Raw genomic sequence first — 16,434 nt, forward strand, 5'->3', positions numbered from 1 at the left:
GGAAAACCAAAGATGGTCGCGATGGTCGCTTGTATGAGGAAGATTCTGATCACCCTAAATGCAATGTTAAAAGCAAAAACGCGGTGGCAGGCTCAAACCACACCGGCCACCGCTTGACTTCTAACACAACTGCTTCGTGGCGAGTGCAGAGACATGGCAAAGGACAAGTACTTTCTCAGGTGAAATCGGACCGGCTAGTACTTACTTCCGCAAATGAGAGTAACGTTTTTGCAGGCTGACTGCATGCACGACCTCCTTGCGCCACTCGAAGGGCGCGGCCTTGGGATTGTAGACCTTAATGTACGCGTCGATGGCGTCGCGCACGTTCCAGGGGCTGGTGAAGCTGGCATCACGCAGCGCCGCGCGGTAGAGCAGGCTGAACCAGACTTCGACCTGGTTGAGCCAGCTGGCGTGGGTCGGCGTGTAGTGGAAGTGAATGTTCGGCCGGCGGGCCAGCCACCGGTCGTGTTTCGGTTTATGCGTGTTCAGGTTGTCGAGGACAATATGGAGCTCGGTGTCGGGCGGGTAGTCCGCAGCGACCTCGTTCATGAACTGCAGAAATTCGCGGCGGCGGCGGCGCCAGTAGTGTCCGGCTTTCACCTGGCCGGTGGCGACGTTGAGGGCGGCGAAGAGCGTGGTCGTCCCGTGGCGCGTGTAATCGTGGGCATATCCCGAGATGGCGCGCCCGTTGGGCAGTCGCAGATAGCCTTGCGCACGTTCCAGCGCCTGGATGTGCGGCTTCTCATCGACCGACAACACGATGGCGTTCGCCGGCGGATGGAGATAGAGCCCGATGATGTTCGCGGCCTTCGGCACGAACTCCGGGTCCGTACTCACGCACCAGCTGCGCCGGCGTTCCAACTGGATCTGCTGCTGCCGCAGCACACGCCAGACTTGCGAGGGCGACACGTCGCCCAGCTTCTCCGCCACGAGGCGGCCATTCCATCGCGCGTACCCACGGGGCGGCGCCTCGTCGAGCAGCGCCAGAATACGATCCTCGGTCACCGGCCCGTAGCGCACCGGCGCGCCTGGGCGCGCCTCATCCTCCAGTCCGCTCACGCGGTGCGCCGCGAAGCGCGTCCGCCACTTACTTACCGTCGCCGGGCGCACTCCAAACGCTCGCGCGATCTGCGTCGTCCCCTCGCCGCGCGCGGCAGCCAGGACGAACTGGGCACGTTGCGCGTACCGCTGCTCCGTCGACCCCGACCGTGTCCAACCCTCCAGCGTCCGGCGCTCATCGTCCGTCAACTCGATTGCAGTGGCTCCCATGGTGATGCCTCCAATTGGAGTCTCCAACCCATGGACGACAATGTACAACCTATCGCTTATTTATGGAAGTAGGTACTAGCCTGTCTCCCACCCTGTGAACCGACTGCCGAGCTAAACTGACCCCACTACCCAGACGCTCTCTCAGACGCTCTCTCAGACGCTCCAGCGCGGATCGGGCGAAGGCAGCGTATCCCACTCCTTTTTCGCCGCGTCCATTCCCGGGCTTCCGAGCAGCGCATAGGCGAACTGCTTGCCCAGCTCGACGCCAGGCTGATTGAACGCATCAACGCCGTAAAGCTGCCCCGCATACGCCGTTGCCAGCTCGAGCAGCATCACCAGGCCACCCACATGCCACTCGTCCACGCGCTCGAGATGGATGGTGAGATTTGGCCGTCCGCGCTTCGCCAATGCCCCAGCCGTCGCGCGCTGTTCGATGCCGATCAGCTCGGCCAGCGTATGTCCGCCCAGATATCCCAGCTCCTTCACCTCTGCGAATGCGTGCGGAATCGTGAGATCGGTCCCCCGCTCATCAACGGCGACGAAGGTCACGACCTTGTTCGTCGGACCCTCCATGAACAGCTGGACCTGGCTGTGCTGATCGGTAGCGCCGAGGGCGGCGAGCGGCGTCTGGCCAACGGACGACCCATCCGGCTTGTGCTTTCCCAGACTTTCCGCCCAGAGCTGCACGAACCACGCGGCGAAATCGCGCATGGGGTCGGAGTATGGCATGAAGACGTTGATCGTCCGGCCGTGGCGCGTGTCAGCGAGCCACTGCAGCGTCCCGTACGCTCCGGCGGGATTGTCCGGCAGCCGGTCGGTGTCGCACCGCTCCGCCATCTCCGCGGCCCCTTCCAGCATTCGTGCAACATCTATCCCGATCAACGCCGCGGGCAGCGTGCCGACCGGAGTGAGCAGGCTGAATCTTCCGCCAACGCTCGGCGGAATGTCGAGCGCCGGAATGCCGGAGCTCTGGGCCAGCGGTCGAAGCGCTCCCTGCGCCGGGTCGGTCACGAACACGATGTGGCTCTTCGGCGCCTGACCCATCCGCGTCAGCGCTTCGTGCACGATCAGAAACTGCGACATCGTCTCGGCCGTTCCGCCGGACTTGGATGTGACTATGAACAGAGTGCGCGGAAGCTTCACTCGCGTGAGCAGCGCGGCGATGGTCTCGGGGTCCACGTTGTCGAGCACGTGGAGCCGGGGGCAGCCGCCGCGGGCTTCATCCGACAGCATGTTCCACCCGCTCGGTCGAAGGGCCGTACGCAGCGCGATCGGACCGAGCGCGGATCCGCCGATACCGAGTACGACGACATCGTCGTAGCGCCCCTTCGCACGGGCCGCGAATCCGGTGGCCTGGTCTCGCAGCGAATCGTCGCGCACGATGTCGGCGAATCCGACCGTGCCCCCTTTGCGCAGTCCGGTAAACCCGGCGTGCGCTGCCTTGAACTGCTCCGCGGCCGAGCTCCATTCGGACTCGGTGATCCCTCCGACGGAATCACCGATCATGTTCGAGTAATCAATGCGGATCGTCATTGCATTCGCCTCAGTCTATCCGGACGGTGAGGCCATCGAACGCAGGCATGACGCCGCGTGGAAGCTCGGCCTCGAGATCCGCATGAAAATTGTCGTGCGTCAGATGCGTCAGATACGTCCGCTCCGCTCCCACCGCCTGTGCGACGCGAATCGCTTCCGGAATGCTCAGGTGCGTCGGATGGAATGTGCGGAAGAGCGCGTTGATGACGAGAACGCTCGCACCGCTCAGTGCGGCGATGACGTCATCGGAGATCATCTTGGCGTCGGTCACATACGCGAGCGGACCGATACGATATCCGAAGACGGACACCGGTCCGTGCGGAACGGCGACCGGAATGACCTCGACCCCGGCGATTTGCACAGCTTCCCTGTCGCGAAGGGGAATGGCGCGCCCCTCCGGCTTTGTCGTTCCAGGCAGGGCACGGATTCTGTCGTCGAAGATGTACCGAAACCGCTTCGCCAGCCGCTCGAGCGAATCCGCCGGCCCATACATCTCGAGGGGTGCTTCGCGGCGCACTGACAATGCGCGGACGTCGTCCAGGCCATGCGTGTGGTCGGCGTGGTCGTGCGTGAAGAGCACAGCATCAACGCGATCAATCCCGGCGGCGATGAGCTGAAGCCGAAGCTCTGGCGGTGTGTCTATCAGCAGCCGCACTCCCTCTTCTGTCTCGACGAGGGCGCCCACGCGACTCCGCTTGTCGCGCGGATCGGGTGAGTGGCATACCGCGCATCCGCAGCCCACCTGGGGCACGCCGAAGCTCGTGCCGGTGCCCAGGAAGGTGAGCTTCATTTCACTCGGCACAGCGTTCGAGACGGATAGCAGCGACGGAAACCCGCATCACACAGTCTCCACCTTCAGCAAGTTGGTCGTGCCGGGAACATCGAAGGGGACGCCAGCGGTGACGATGATGCGCTCGCCTTTCGGCGCGAGCTCTCTCGCGACCACCACATCCTTGGCACGCGCCATCATCTCCTCGTAGTTCTCGCAATGCGGCACCAGCTCGGGGATGACTCCCCAAACGAGAGCGAGCTGACGGAATGTCCGCGGCTGGTCGGTGAGCACCAGTATGGGCACCGGCGGCCGGTGGGCGGCGACGATACGCGCCGAGAATCCGCCTTTGGTGAACACGACGACGAGAGGAGCGTGCAGCATCTCCACCGCCGCGGTGGTCGCGGCGGCGATCGCCACTTCTGTCGGCACGGCGGCGGTGCCGCTCGCCTCTCTCGGCCGCATCATGCGACCCTGCGGCGGATGTTGCTCGATTTCGTTGATGATGCGTCGCATCGCTTCGACCGCAAGGCGCGGATACGCGCCCGCCGCCGTCTCCGCCGAAAGCATCACGGCGTCGGTGCCATCGAGAATGGCGTTGGCGACATCGCTGGCTTCGGCGCGCGTCGGCCGCGGATTCTCGATCATGGACTCGAGCATCTGAGTGGCCGTGATCACCGGACGGCCGAGGAGGTTCGCCAGCGCGATGATGCGCTTCTGCGCCCCCGGTACTTCCTCGAATGGCAGCTCGACGCCGAGATCGCCGCGGGCGACCATCACGCCGTCCGACGCCTGGATGATGCTCTCGATGTTCAGGAGCGCCACATCCTTCTCGATCTTCGCGATGATGAGCAGTCCCTTCGGGATCATGGCACGGAGCTGCTCGATATCGCTCGCACGCCGGACGAAGCTGAGCGCGAGATAATCGAGATCGTGCTGCACGGCAAAGTGGACGTCGGCAATGTCCTTCTCCGTGATGGACGGAGCGGATACCTGCACGCCAGGGAGATTGAGTCCCTTGTGGGGATTGATCGTGCCGCCGTGCAGTACGCGCGCCCTGACGCGCGGGGCAGCGACTTCCATCGTGATCAGCTCGATCAGCCCGTCGTCCACCAGGATGCGATCGCCGACATGCACGTCGTCGGCGAGTTGGTCATAGGTGATCGGGATCTCACCCGGTCCATCCAGCCCCTCGTACACGAGAACGAGATCGTCGCCCTGCTCCACGACGAGCGGCTCCGGTATGTAACCGATACGGATGCGCGGGCCTTGAAGATCGCCGAGCAGGGCGACGGGATGCGACAGCTCTGCCGATATGCTGCGCACGAGCTGAATCATCTCTGCGTGCTGCGCGTGCGTGCCGTGGGAGAAGTTGAGGCGGGCGACGTTCATGCCCGCCTCCATCAACGATCTGATTCCTTCTGCTGTCGCGCTGGCCGGTCCGAGCGTGCAGACGATCTTGGTGCGCGGGATGTATGCCGCAGTCACTTCGTCGCGGGAAGCTGGCTCATCTTCCGCTCGATTCCCGCGGTGAGAGAGTCGAACGATTTCTGGAAACTCGCCAGGCCGTCCACCAGCAGCTTGTCGGTTACGTCCTTCATGGATATCCCGACGGCCTCAATCTCACGCAGCAATCCCTCGGCCGCTCCGACTCTCTTGTCAAGGGTCCGCTGCACGTCACCATGGTCGCGGAACGCCTCGATGAGCTTCGGCGGCATCGTATTCACCGTGTCCGGACCGATCAGCTCCTCGACATACATCACGTCGCGATACGCGGGATTCTTGACGCCGGTGCTCGCCCACAACGGCTTCTGCAGCCGGGCTCCGCGCTCCTCCAGCGTCTTCCATCTCGGCTCCGTGAAGCGCCGGCGGAACAACCGGTAAGCGAGCCTGGCGTTGGCAACAGCCGCTCTTCCCTTCAGCATCTTGAGGCGGTCGCGGTCGGTGGGGTTTGCCGCCTTCACCATCTCGTCCAGCCGCTTGTCCACTTCGGTATCCACACGGCTGACGAAAAAGCTCGCGACTGAAAAAACGTGATCAATGGGATTGCCCGCCGCGAGACGGTCCTCGATGCCGGACATGTAGGCGTCGATCACGCGGTCGTGCGCATCCATCGAGAAGAGAAGAGTGATGTTGACGTTCACACCGTCGGCGATGAGCTGCCGCACGGCGAGGGCGCCCTGCTCCGTGCCCGGGACCTTCACCATGACGTTCGGTCTGTCCACCGTCTCCCAGAGGCGGTGGGCCTCCGCGACCGTCTTGTCCAGGTCATTTGCGACTCCGGGGGAGACCTCGATGGAGACGTAACCATCGGAGCCGCGGGTCGCCGAGTAAACGCCGGCGAACAGGTCGCACACGCGCTGCACATCGGTCGTCTCCACGAGCTCGAACAGCTCGGCTGGTGACGCACCGGCGGCCGCGCCTGAGAGCTGATCGTCGTAATCCGTTCCTTCGGCGAGCGCATTCTCGAAGATCGTCGGGTTGGACGTCACGCCGGTCAGCGATTCCTCGGAGATCCTTCTCTCGAGTTCGCCGTTGTGCAGCATCGTGCGGTCCAGATTGTCGAGCCAGATAGACTGGCCCTCGTCATGAAGCTTTCCGAGCCTGCTCATCGCTGCAGTTCCTCCATTCCTCAATTCTAACCGGGCAATGACGATTTTGCCGCGCGCCCGCCGAGGATTGGAGGTTATCGCGTCATTATCAGGATGGCGCCGCCAGCGTTGCCGGTACCGAACCGCGTTGTCGCATCAGCGGCGTTGATGTACTCGATTCGCACGATCTGCCCGGCGCTCAGTGTTTTGAGCGACTGCAGATTCCCGAAGAAGATGCTGTCCAGATAGACCTTTGCGGTGACGGGGACCGCGTCGCTGAGTGACATCGCTCCGCGCGACCGCAGGAACTCCGGGCGGAGAAGAGAGATGAGATCGTAGGCCGTCCATCCCACTCCTTTCGCCGCCTCCATTTCCTCGGCGATGAGGACACTGCGCTTGCCCGCGCCGGGGGACCCGCTCTTGACCGGCGCCGAACCGCAGGCCGCGCTGATTGCCAACATCGCCGCGACGAACGCGATTCGATTCATCACCGCCTCCGTTCACATCCTAGAAGTCCCGCTTTTTCATCTCCGCGAAGAATCTCTCATTTTCCGCCTGCTTCTTGATCGTCGCCTCGTCCACGGGGTCGTCGGAGAGGTTTGCGTCGTACTTCTTGCCGAAGCTCTTGGGGATCTTCGATGTGCTGCCCGATTTGGCGGCGTTCTTTCGTGCCAGGGCGGCAAGCTTCCGTGGGTCCATGATTCGCCGGGTGAAGGTGATCCCTAACGGAGTCACATTTCACGCCTCAGCGCAAGATCGGATGGCATGGCACGCGCGTTATAAACCCGTGGAATAACCTCAATCAGGAAAACACCATGAGATACAAACGCGCTCACTCGAAGTACGGCTTGACCCGCTGGTAGATCCGCACGTAATCGATGTCGTGGAACTGCGGGAACACCGTCGTCGAATCCGGATTCCCCGGCCAGTCGCCGCCGACAGCAGTGTTCAGAATGATGTAGTGCGGCGTATGCGGAATTCCGTTGACAGTCGAGTGAACGAGCTTGCCATCTATGTACCAGCGGATCACGTCCGGCTCCCATTCGAGCGCGAACAGGTGGAAACCCTTCGTGAAATCAAAGTCTGCTTTCCATGTGACCGAACTCGTCTTTCTCTCACCGGCGAACGTGCGGTAGTGAAGAGTTCCGTAAAACACGTTCTGCTCGTGGCCGAGGAACTCCATGATGTCGATCTCGCTGTACCACGGTCTCGCTTCGGGAATCGCCCGCTCGCGTTTCTCCTCCACTGTTTTGGCCATCAGCTCTTCCATCGCCCAGTCGCGGTTCTGCGGATAGAGCCAGTGCGCTGGCCATAGTCCTTTCCCGCCGGGGAGTCGCGCCCGAATCTCGAACCGGCCGTAAGTCGGAGCGAACCTGCCGTCGGTGCTGACGCGTCCGCTGGTGTACTTCATCCCGCCGTAGTTTCGAACGCGGCTGCGCAAACGAAGCCAGCCGTTCTCCACGTACGCTTCGTCGGGAACATAGTACTGGAGCTCGTTGTGCTTGCTCTGCTCGCGGAAGAGGACGTTCCATTTCTTCGTGTCGAGCCTGGTGCCGTTGAACTCGTCGGACCAGACGAGCTTCCAACCTGCTGGCAAGTCGGGAGCTCTCTGTCCCAGTGCCGCGCTGGCGCTCAGGAACAGAAGCGATGCAGCGGAAAGAGTGGCGACTTTCATTAGCGGTCCCGGGATTCCGGCATGTGCGCAATAATAACGCGTGCGAGAACCAGTCACACAACCGGCACAATGAACAGTCTGACCCAGACTCCGAAGAAGGCATCCTGGAGGCGGATTGTGGCGCGGCCCTCGGCCATCTCTTCGAAAAGGACGCCCTTCTCGAGGAGGCCTCCGATTGCGCGCTGCATTCCGGATGCGCTCATGCCATAGCGTCGAAGGCGCGGCTGCGACGACAGTCCTCCAGAGCCTTCGTGAACCACTGACAGAAGAGCGGTCCTTTGTGGGCCCGACAGGTTCAGCCACTGGGGGCTGTAGATGGGATCCAGCCTTCGAACCATGTCATCCGCTGTGCGACTGACTTCTGCATCGGTCCATGGTCTGGTCACGCTTCCCTGCGTTAGCGCCGCCCAGCAGGCGTCTGCAAGAACCTGCACATTCCACGGCACGCGCTGAGCGATCGACAGGATCGCGTCGATTGCCGACGCATCCATTCTGAAGCCGCCGTCTGCAAAAGCTGTTTCGAGGAACTTTCGAAAGTCGGAGTCAGGCACCGCTCCGACGTGGAGTCGCGATCCGAGATTGAAGAACGGTGCTCCGGGATCGCTCGTGACACGCGCGAGGTAGTGCGTTTTCGAGCCGGCGAAAACATACGCAACGTGCTCATGTTTCTGCACCGCCGCCCGGAACTGCCGCTCCGCCGGTTCTCCTTCTTTCTCGAGCAGCTCCTGCACCTCGTCGATGATTACGGCCACAGGGCGCTTTGCGTGAGCCGCCCATTTCTCGATGCCGTCGAGGACGGTAATCAGGAGAGGAAGCGCACCACCGGCCTCTGCCGCATCGACAGCAAGGCTTGCGGAAATGCTCTGATCTGCGGGATTGAATGTGACCGTGGGGCGGAGGCGGCCGAAGAACCGGGAGACCGCCTCTTGAGCCCGCTTGATGGCAGGCTCGAGACGCCGCGTCGCTTCGGCCAGGATGGCCGTCGCCATCTGCTCCGTGCTGGTGAATGCCTCGGCGTCGAAGGAGAGAACGACTACGCGCTGTCGCTCCGCCGCCAATGCAGCGACGTTGAGAATCGACGTCTTGCCGTGACGCCGCGGGCCGATGACGAAAAGTTTTCCCCCGCCGAGACGGTAACGCAGTATTCGCCGACGACGAAACGTACGTCGGCGGGACGGGGAGATTCGACGGCGCTACCGGATCGAGCAGAGTCGAGGGTACCGCGCACCTCGACTTCGTAACGGGAGTCTTTACCGGCGAGTACACTTCGAAAAGAACAATCACGTACTGACCGGCGGCTCGGCGAATATCGGGACATGCACTGTCGCGACGCGCCGGTCAGCCGCCTGCGCACTTAATGGAACAATCGGCAGCGCGCTCCTCAGAGGAATGCGCTGCCGGTTCCATTCCCTTTCCGAGAGCCAGTGGATAAACTCGGTGCAGCAGTTAAATCAGCCGCACTCGGAGAATCCGCATACATGGCACTTCGCGCATCCTTCAGCAAACTCCAGCTGCGACCCGCAATCCGGGCACGTCCCCATGCGCGACTCATCGCGGTTGACACTCTCGAACTCGTATTGCGCCTGAGCGCCGCCGGCGCTCGCCGGTACGACAGTGGCAACTGGCGTCACGGCGGTCTGCGGCCCGATCGCCGTCTCGGAGCGGAGAAGCTCCTGCTGCACACCCTGCTTCTGGCGCATCCAGCTCTCGAGCGCGATACCGATCGCGTCCGGAACCGACAGCACTTTGTTCGGTCCAAGCCCCATCGCGCGATCAGACGCGATGCCACGAAGCTGCCGGTGAATCGCCTGGATCGAGATTCCTGACCTGAGTGCGAGCGAGATCAGTCGCCCGATGGCCTCGACGTCGGCCATCGCCGCGCCGCCCGCCTTGCCGAGATTGATGAACACCTCGAACGGCTGGCCGCGATCGTCTTCGGTGATGTTGACGAACATCGTGCCCAGCGGCGTCTCCATCCTGTTCGTCGTCCCGCGGAGCGTATCGGGGCGCGCGCGCTTCTGGCGGCGCTGAAGGTTTTCTGCCTCCGCGTCGAACAAATCCTTCTTGAGCTTCCCGATCTCCGCCTCGAGCTCGGTGATCGTGCCCTTGAGATCTCCTACCTCGCCGCGCATGTCCATGGACCCATCGCGCTCCGCCTTGGCCTTGTCGGTGGCTCCCGTGAAAAGGACCTGGTTGTCGCGCGATCCGTCACGATAAACCGTGACGCCCTTGCACTTGAGGTCGTAGGCGAGCTCGTAGATCGCGCGCACGTCCTCGCGCGAAGCGGTGTACGGGAAGTTCGTCGTCTTCGAGATGGCCGAGTCGCAGTTCTCCTGAAAGGCGGCCTGCATGCGGACGTGCCACTCGGGAGTGATGTCGTGCGCCGTGACAAACACGCGCTGCCATTTCTCCGGCACTTCGTCGAAGTGGATGTGTCCCTGCTTGGCGATCCTCTCGATCAGCTCGTCGGAGTACCAGCCCTCGGCCTTCGCGATGGCGAGGAAGTCCTCGTTCACGTCGGGCATCATCACCCCCGCCTGGTTGCGCATGAACGCAACGGCGAACAGCGGCTCGATTCCCGACGAGCAGCCGGCGATGATGGAGATGGTTCCGGTCGGAGCGATCGTGTTGACGTTGCAGTTGCGGAGCACTTGCACCGGACGGATGCGCTTGCCCTCAGCGTCGCGCGCGCAGGTCTCGTCCGGACCCCAGATGGAGCGCGCCCACTCGGGGAACGGCCCGCGCTCGTCGGCCAGCCGCTCGCTCTCGCGCTTGGACTCGACGTCCACAAACGACTGGAGCCTGCGACCGAATTCAATGCCCTCGTCAGTGTTGTACGGGATGCCGAGCTTCACCAGCGCGTCGGCGAAACCCATCACGCCGAATCCGATTCGGCGGATGCGCTTCGAAAGGGCATCTATCTCCGGCAGCGGATACTTGTTGGCGTCAATGATGTTGTCGAGGAATCGGACCGATGTATGGATGTCGCGCCCGAGCGCATCCCAGTCCAGCGTCCCGTCAACGACGTAGTAGCCGATGTTGATCGAGCCGAGATTGCAGACGTCGTAGGCGAGGAGCGGCTGCTCTCCGCACGGATTGGTCGCCTCGTACGATCCGACGTGCGGAACCGGGTTGTAGCGGTTCGCCTCGTCAATGAAGAAGCAGCCGGGCTCACCCGTCCTCCACGCGCCGTCAATCATCTTGTCCCACACTTCTCGGGCATCCATCTGGCCGGTGACATTTTCGCTGGAGGGATCGACGAGGTCATAGCTCGTTCCCGCCTTCACCGCTTCCATGAACTTCGTCGTCACCGCGACGGAGATGTTGAAGTTCGTGATCTGCGTTAGGTCTTCCTTGCAGTTGATGAACATCATGATGTCCGGGTGATCCACGCGCAGGATGCCCATGTTGGCGCCGCGGCGCGTGCCGCCCTGCTTCACCGCATCGGTGGACGCATCGTACAGCTTCATGAACGAGACCGGTCCCGACGCGACACCCGTCGTCGACCGCACCATCGATCCCGACCCGCGGAGACGCGAGAAGCTGAAGCCGGTTCCACCGCCCGACTGATGGATCAGCGCCATGGATCGCAGCGTGTCGTAGATGCCGTCGTGTCCGTTCGACAGCGAATCCCCGACCGGCAGCACGAAGCACGCGGAGAGCTGGCCAAGCGGACGGCCGGCATTCATGAGCGTCGGCGAGTTCGGCTCGAACCGGCGCTGCGTCATCAGATCGTAGAATTCCCGCGCCGCCGCCGATACCGCCTCGTCACTCGCCCCGTACCGCCGGTCAGCCTCGGCAACGGTGCTCGCCACCCGCCAGAACATGTCCTCCGGCTGCTCTGTCGGCTTGCCCTTGGCGTCCTTTATCAGGTAGCGCTTTTCGATGACTGTCCGCGCGTTCTGATTGAGCTCGGCAGGTCCGACAGGTGGGGCAGCTGGGATGGGCATTTATACAACTCTCCGTGGAAAAAACTGGATGTCAACAGCAAAACGAAAACAAGGACTTCAGCCGGTCGGCAGAATCGGTCGTCAGGGTTGGGGTGCGCAGTTTAGCCGCGTTCGTGATTCCGCGCCAGTGCTGATGTAACTGCATATACCACAATGGCTTAGAGTATCCACATCACGAATGATTCGGGCGCCCTCCGATTTCCACCTGAATCTCTCCCGGAACCAGCACGGCTTGCCCGGAATCACGTGCTTGAAGCGGTCGCCGGATTGAGAGAAAAACGATACCGCATGGCGTACTCGGCACATCTGGAAGCATTATCACGCCCTCGCATCCATCCGACTCCAATGTCATCGTTTCTCACAGAGCTTGGACTGTTCTTCCGCACCCATAAGCGACTGCTGCTCGTCCCGGTGCTGCTGCTCGCCATCGGTATCGCACTGCTGGTGGTCATCCTGGCGCGACGATCCGAGCTGGCACCGATGATCTACACACTCGGCTCCTCGAGCGGGGCGACCGTGATGCCGGCGTGAGCGCCGGCTCCGGATCGGCCGACCTTCGCGCCTGGGAGCCTCGCGAAGGCGGCCCGCTGGCCCGCGTATCGACGGGAATAGTCTGGACTGGCTTTCTCTACGCGGTGGCGTTGCTTGCGTTCGTAATCTACCACCACGGCCGATGGATCCATCTCAGCTCGCGCGCTACGGCGTACCTGCTGCCTCTTGCCACGATTGTTCTGCTGGCAACCGTGCTTCGCTCCCGTCCGGCAGTCCGGATTGCCGCTGCCCTCTTCATTGGCCCGATGCTGGTCGTGAGCATCGCGGCTAATCTGATCTTTGCCATGCCCGATCGCACAATACGAACGTGGGGTTGGAGGATCATGTCCGAACGATACCGGGAGGCGATCGCGTCGGACCTTCAGAAACATGGAATCCGCGCCTACCCGTTCGTCACTCCCGCTGAATTCGGGTACGGCGCGAGGATGCGGCGCGAGGGAGATACGCAGCTTCTTCCACTGGCCGGCATCTCGCGAGTACGCACGGTCATGTGCGCCGAGGGCGCCCTCATCGTCTCGTATGACAGCGACGAGCGTGGCTTCAACAACCCCGCGGGTCTCTGGAGCCGCGACTCGGTCGACGTCGCTCTTGTCGGAGACTCATTCGTCTGCGGCTCCTGTGTCCGCGCCCGGGATCACTTCGCGACGATCGTCCGCGATCGCTTTCCACGCACGCTCAACGTCGGCGGACTTGGCAACGGCCCGCTCACCGAGCTGGCCCTGCTCCGCGATCTGAGAAGGGCTCTCAACTTCGAGGTCGCCAGCGACGAGCGACGAGTCAAGCCCGACTTCGTGCTGCTCCGGCAGGTCATCGCCGAAGCGAATCGAACTGTCGGCGAATGGGGAGGCACGTTGACGCTGGTGTACCTGCCGGAGCAACACCGCATGGAGCCCGATTCCCCGCAGCCGCTCGGCAGGGTTCACGACATCGAGGCGATTCATACGAGCGTCATGGAGATCTCGCGAGACCTCGCGCTGCCTGTGCTGGACGTGAGCGCGGTATTCGCCAGGGACCCCGGGCCGACGGGCGGTGTGGTGGCGGCCGCGAACTCATTACAGCCCCTACGACGGCAATCGCGCACTCGCGACCGCAGTACTCGCTTATCTCCGCTAGAAGGACGAGCCGATAGTCAGATAGACGCTGACGGCGTCCGCTCTACCCGCCGCTCGATTCACGACCGGCACCGCGACCCCCAGCCGGAACCGCGCCGGCACGTCGTACTGGAGCGCGGTGTCGAAATCCAGCTCGGTGCCGGCGGACGCCAGCCACAGACCCCCACGCTGGCCGGCAGTGCAGATCTGTGTCTGTCCCGCCGAAGCGGGACAATATGCGCGCCCTGCCTCTCCGAAAGTCGAGATCGAGATTCGGTCGAAGAGAAGAGGAATGAACGGCACCCGCTTCGAAGGCGCGGCGATCGGCGCTCGATACTCCAGGCTTCCGGCGAACGCGCGAATTCCCTGCTCCGCCGACGGGGGAAATCCGCGCACGCCGAATGTGCGTCGTTCGCCACCGACAGTGAGTCCCTCCAGCACGTCGAGACTTCCGCCGCTAAGGCCACCGACGGAGAAGCTCGAGATCGCGCGGCTGTCGGCGTAGCCCGCGGCAGCACGCGCCGCGATTACATGGTGCGCGAATCCCGGAAGATCCAGCGACTTGTAAACAGCGGTGACGCCAACGATGCTCCTGCTCGCGCTGCCGATGTCCCCGCTCTCCCACCGCTGCCGCGCGGTAGCGCTGACGGAGATCCCGTCCTCACGTGAAATACTGAGCGCCGGGCGCATGGTGTTCGTCCAGCTCGCCGAAGTGAACACCGATGGGTAGCGATGCGTCTGGGCGAACAGAGCGGGCAGCCGCGCGAGCAGCGTGTCCGGGTCGGTGCCGTAAGTGCGCGACTCCAGCTCGCCACCAAGAGAGAACGACGAGTACGTTCTCGCGCGCGGCCGCACGAAGCTCGCGCTCAACCCCGCGATGCGAGCGCGCCGCGCCAGATCTCCAACCTCTCGCCCGGAGTTGTTGAAGATGGAAAAATGCTCCCATTCCTGCTGCGCGCTCAGATTGAGATACGGCTGGCCGAACCCGCCGTACTGATACGCGCCAAACGCGCTCGTCTCACGATAGTTCGTGTTGAACGATGCCTCCGCATAAAGACTGTGGCGTCCGATGACGTCCACGCCGCTTGTCGCTGCACCGAACGCCGTTCCTGTGCGCGTTGCGTGACTGAGCAGCGGCTCCCAGTAGCGCGGTGCGAGCGATTGCCACGGCGAGTAGCGTCGCGCCGGCCCGACGTCCCCGATCGAAAGGGGCGGAGCGATCTGAGCGGCAAGCCGGCAGCCGCGGCATCCCTCACGCTGACCGCGCGCTCGCGACATGACAGCCGCGGTCGGGCTCGTATTGGCGGGAGCGACTCCGACATGATATCCGTCGAATCGGAAGCTGAGGCCGGAGAGGTTTCGCTCGTTCGGCGAAAGCTCGGGGTTGAAGAATCCGGTGGACGCCGCGGATACTCCTCTGCTCGCGGACTCCGTTCCCTGCCCACTCGCCGCAACGGCGTACGCCTGCGTCGAGCCGGATATCGTTGACGTGTAGAACAGACTGCTACCCGAGGGAAACCAGGACGGGGACGCCAGAACGGCGCGCTGCGAAACAGGCACGCCGATCACCGCGCCAAGCGTGTCGAGCATGACGAGCTCCGATATGCCGCCACGCCGGATGCGAATCGCGGCAATCCCGGACCCGGTGGGCGACCACCGCGGCTCCGCCCACTGGACCTCCGCATTGCCTGTCGTTATCGGCTGAACCGGCCGGCCGTCCCTCCAGACGCGGACGATTCGCGTTGACCCGGGGACCGACTGGACCGCGACTACAGCGCCGTCCTTCCTCGCATCCGGCTGCGTGAGACGCGCGCCACGCGTCAGGCGTGTCTCTTCACCGTTGTTCTCGACGTACAGGTCGGTGCGAAAGTGGAACGGATCGATGTAATCCGGCTGCGCGAAGACGACCGAGCCGTCGGGAAGCGGCGAATTCGCGTCGAGCGCGTTGCGCCTCCCAAGGCGCGTCACCTTTCCATCGAGCGTTACCGAATACGCCGACGCAACTTCACGCCCCGTGGACGCGACGTACATGATCGCTGTGTCGCCGAGCCAGCGCGGGTACTCCGCGTAGCGGCCATCATGGGTGAGATCGCGCCACCGCGGCAGTGGCTCCGTCCCCCTGCCGCTCACGCGAACGAGCGAATCACGCCAGTCCCGCCACGCATTTTCGAAGCTGATACCAAACGCACGCTTGGCGCGCGCGTTGAGCGAAATTGGCAGCAACAGTCTGCTTGTAATGTCCACGAACTTCGGTATCGTTTCCGGCCCGCGCGTTCGCGACAAGTAGTCGAGGACGAATGCGCCGTAGGCGTAGACGGTCTCTCCTCCGGGAAAGCGGCTGGTGGCGCGAGAGAGCTCCCCAAGTCGGGGAACGCGTCGCACTTCGGCAGCGGAGCGGGCGAGCATGTAATGCTCCGCCCCTTCGAGTCGTCCCGCGCCGGTGATGCGCGATTCGTAATAGACCGCCAGCCCTTCCACCAGCCAGGCCGGCTGGTACGAGTTCGGGAACAGTCCCGGATGCCGGCCGAAGACGCTTCGACCGAGCCGCCACACTCCGTCTGCGCGGTCGAGATGAAAGATGTGCGTCAGCTCGTGAGTGATGACGAGCTGGCTCCAGTCATCGTAGTTGCGGAGCTCCGGCGCATCTATCGGTGGATGGGCGAAGACCACGATGCGATTGCTCGGGAAGGTCGTCGCGTATCCGTTCACATAGTCTATGTTGTCAGCGATTACGAGATCCACCTTGCCGCGCGGCGCTCTCAACTCGGTGCTGAGCTGCGCGAAGGCGCGCTCGCCGTTGACAGCTCCGCGACGCGCCTCCGCCTCCAGCGCTTTGGTGAAGTGCACGCGGAAGTGCGCCGTCTCGATGGTGTACCACCTGTCGTTCGGCACCAGCTGCGCCCGCGCCGCAAGTGAAGGCGACATCACCATCGCCGCCGCCGCTGCGATCATTCGCGCCCGCCGGAGCCGGCGTATCACTCGCCAGATTCTTCCCCCATTCGTG

Annotated in this window: 13 protein-coding genes; 1 reads left to right on the top strand and 12 read right to left on the bottom strand. The window is 63.2% G+C overall.

The window, feature by feature from the left end; all coding sequences use genetic code 11:
* Positions 1–201 precede the first annotated feature (201 nt).
* The 10 genes from Q7S20_02230 to Q7S20_02275 all read right to left on the bottom strand — a co-directional run bounded on the left by Q7S20_02230 (position 202) and on the right by Q7S20_02275 (position 11,787).
* The gene (locus tag Q7S20_02230) at positions 202–1,269 is read right to left on the bottom strand and encodes an IS630 family transposase (GenBank protein MDO8500637.1); all 1,068 of its coding nucleotides are present in this window, start codon (positions 1,267–1,269) and stop codon (positions 202–204) included.
* Between the two features lie 153 nt (positions 1,270–1,422).
* Positions 1,423–2,802: a glucose-6-phosphate isomerase gene (locus tag Q7S20_02235; GenBank protein ID MDO8500638.1), complete on the bottom strand. Its 1,380-nt coding sequence runs from the start codon at positions 2,800–2,802 to the stop codon at positions 1,423–1,425.
* A gap of 10 nt (positions 2,803–2,812) precedes the next feature.
* The gene (locus Q7S20_02240) at positions 2,813–3,592 is read right to left on the bottom strand and encodes an MBL fold metallo-hydrolase (GenBank protein ID MDO8500639.1); all 780 of its coding nucleotides are present in this window, start codon (positions 3,590–3,592) and stop codon (positions 2,813–2,815) included.
* 48 nt (positions 3,593–3,640) lie between these two features.
* On the bottom strand, positions 3,641–5,059 hold the full coding sequence (pyk, locus tag Q7S20_02245; protein MDO8500640.1) for a pyruvate kinase: 1,419 nt from the start codon (positions 5,057–5,059) through the stop codon (positions 3,641–3,643).
* Positions 5,056–6,183 carry a transaldolase gene (tal, locus tag Q7S20_02250; protein MDO8500641.1) on the bottom strand — a complete coding sequence of 376 codons (1,128 nt, stop codon included), beginning with the start codon at positions 6,181–6,183 and terminating at the stop codon, positions 5,056–5,058. The genes pyk and tal overlap by 4 nt, the downstream gene beginning before the upstream one ends.
* Before the next feature lie 74 nt (positions 6,184–6,257).
* A complete protein-coding gene (locus Q7S20_02255) occupies positions 6,258–6,650 on the bottom strand; it encodes a hypothetical protein (protein ID MDO8500642.1) in 393 nt (130 codons plus the stop codon).
* Between the two features lie 19 nt (positions 6,651–6,669).
* Positions 6,670–6,861 (bottom strand): hypothetical protein, encoded by a 192-nt coding sequence (locus tag Q7S20_02260; GenBank protein MDO8500643.1) that lies wholly within the window; start codon positions 6,859–6,861, stop codon positions 6,670–6,672.
* Between the two features lie 133 nt (positions 6,862–6,994).
* Entirely contained in the window at positions 6,995–7,837 is an 843-nt protein-coding gene (locus Q7S20_02265; GenBank protein ID MDO8500644.1) for a glycoside hydrolase family 16 protein, read from the bottom strand.
* Positions 7,838–7,890: 53 nt separating this feature from the next.
* A complete protein-coding gene (locus Q7S20_02270; GenBank protein MDO8500645.1) occupies positions 7,891–8,979 on the bottom strand; it encodes an ATP-binding protein in 1,089 nt (362 codons plus the stop codon).
* 309 nt (positions 8,980–9,288) lie between these two features.
* Positions 9,289–11,787: a vitamin B12-dependent ribonucleotide reductase gene (locus Q7S20_02275; protein MDO8500646.1), complete on the bottom strand. Its 2,499-nt coding sequence runs from the start codon at positions 11,785–11,787 to the stop codon at positions 9,289–9,291.
* 345 nt (positions 11,788–12,132) lie between these two features.
* Here Q7S20_02275 and Q7S20_02280 point away from each other — a divergent pair, with 345 nt between their 5' ends.
* Complete coding sequence (locus Q7S20_02280; protein ID MDO8500647.1) at positions 12,133–12,318, top strand: DUF5989 family protein; 186 nt, start codon at positions 12,133–12,135, stop codon at positions 12,316–12,318.
* 620 nt (positions 12,319–12,938) lie between these two features.
* Here Q7S20_02280 and Q7S20_02285 read toward each other — a convergent pair.
* Both Q7S20_02285 and Q7S20_02290 read right to left on the bottom strand, forming a co-directional pair.
* Positions 12,939–13,280, bottom strand: coding sequence for a hypothetical protein (locus tag Q7S20_02285; GenBank protein MDO8500648.1), 342 nt, complete (start codon positions 13,278–13,280; stop codon positions 12,939–12,941).
* A 168-nt stretch (positions 13,281–13,448) separates the two neighbouring features.
* Positions 13,449–16,382, bottom strand: coding sequence for a hypothetical protein (locus tag Q7S20_02290; GenBank protein ID MDO8500649.1), 2,934 nt, complete (start codon positions 16,380–16,382; stop codon positions 13,449–13,451).
* Positions 16,383–16,434 lie beyond the last annotated feature (52 nt).

This window comes from Gemmatimonadaceae bacterium (assembly GCA_030647905.1).
Classification (GTDB): Bacteria; Gemmatimonadota; Gemmatimonadetes; order Gemmatimonadales; family Gemmatimonadaceae; genus UBA4720.

Coding starts and splice junctions, on each gene's coding strand:
- Q7S20_02255 (MDO8500642.1), bottom strand. CDS start 6,650: ATGAATCGAATCGCGTTCGTCGCGGCGATGTTGGCAATCAGCGCGGCC.
- Q7S20_02230 (MDO8500637.1), bottom strand. CDS start 1,269: ATGGGAGCCACTGCAATCGAGTTGACGGACGATGAGCGCCGGACGCTG.
- Q7S20_02285 (MDO8500648.1), bottom strand. CDS start 13,280: ATGAATCGCCTCGATGTCGTGAACCCTGCCGAGCGGCTGCGGGGAATC.
- Q7S20_02260 (MDO8500643.1), bottom strand. CDS start 6,861: ATGGACCCACGGAAGCTTGCCGCCCTGGCACGAAAGAACGCCGCCAAA.
- tal (MDO8500641.1), bottom strand. CDS start 6,183: ATGAGCAGGCTCGGAAAGCTTCATGACGAGGGCCAGTCTATCTGGCTC.
- Q7S20_02290 (MDO8500649.1), bottom strand. CDS start 16,382: ATGATCGCAGCGGCGGCGGCGATGGTGATGTCGCCTTCACTTGCGGCG.
- Q7S20_02275 (MDO8500646.1), bottom strand. CDS start 11,787: ATGCCCATCCCAGCTGCCCCACCTGTCGGACCTGCCGAGCTCAATCAG.
- Q7S20_02280 (MDO8500647.1), top strand. CDS start 12,133: ATGTCATCGTTTCTCACAGAGCTTGGACTGTTCTTCCGCACCCATAAG.
- Q7S20_02235 (MDO8500638.1), bottom strand. CDS start 2,802: ATGACGATCCGCATTGATTACTCGAACATGATCGGTGATTCCGTCGGA.
- Q7S20_02240 (MDO8500639.1), bottom strand. CDS start 3,592: ATGAAGCTCACCTTCCTGGGCACCGGCACGAGCTTCGGCGTGCCCCAG.
- Q7S20_02265 (MDO8500644.1), bottom strand. CDS start 7,837: ATGAAAGTCGCCACTCTTTCCGCTGCATCGCTTCTGTTCCTGAGCGCC.